At 63.5% G+C, this 728-nt stretch carries 1 protein-coding gene; it reads right to left on the bottom strand.

Features of this window, described 5'->3' with window-relative positions; all coding sequences use genetic code 11:
• Positions 1-102: 102 nt before the first annotated feature.
• Positions 103-728, bottom strand: a 626-nt coding sequence (locus EOA86_RS37085; protein ID WP_164892430.1) for a patatin-like phospholipase family protein, incomplete at its 5' end; no start/stop codon positions are given.

Genomic DNA, 728 nt, shown 5'->3' with positions numbered 1-728 from the left:
GTCGGGCAATCACTGGAACGGCAACCGCACGGTGCAGTTCCGCATCGTCGATGCCGCACGTGCCTGAGAGCGGTTTTCGCTTCTGCGCGAGTCTTCGATGATTTAAGCCAGAACCGTCTGCAGCCGGGTCAGTTCGCCGATCTGGGCCATCGTCGCCTCATAGCCGAGGCGGATCGCTTCGTCGGCGCGGTGGAACTCGGTCAGACCGATATGGCTGAGCTTCGGCTGCAGCGACATATCCGGCGGGTCGCCGGCAAGCCTGGCACGCGAAATGCGGTCCTGGATGATGTTGAAGGCTTCGACCATAACGCCGGTGATGCCGAGCCGTGTCTCACGGGACTGGTGGCCGGTGTCTGCCTGACCGGGCCTTGGCGCATCCTTTTCGACGACCAGTTCACCGGCGCTGTGCTTGATGACGGCGGCGCGGCCGAACAGATCATAGTGAAGGTTCACCGCGACCACCAGCGGCTGCTCGTAGGCACGGCAGACCGAGACCGGCACTGGATTGACCAGAGCGCCGTCGACCAGTACGCGTCCGTTGCAAGTGACCGGTTCGAACACGCCGGGCAGTGCGTAGGAGGCGCGCATGGCGGTGGGCAGCGAGCCGCTCGACAGCCAGATTTCATGGCCAGTGCGGATTTCCGCTGCAACGCAAACGAACGGTTTCGAGAGATCCTCGAAGCGAATGCCGGCTAGGTGCTCGCGCAGCCGCGCGTCAAGTTTCATGC

Origin of the sequence: Mesorhizobium sp. M5C.F.Ca.IN.020.32.2.1 (genome assembly GCF_004023105.1) — a bacterium.
GTDB classification, from domain to species: Bacteria; Pseudomonadota; Alphaproteobacteria; order Rhizobiales; family Rhizobiaceae; genus Mesorhizobium; species Mesorhizobium wenxiniae.
The sequence above is the reverse complement of the archived record's forward strand: the minus strand, read 5'-3'. Positions and strand labels throughout refer to the sequence as shown.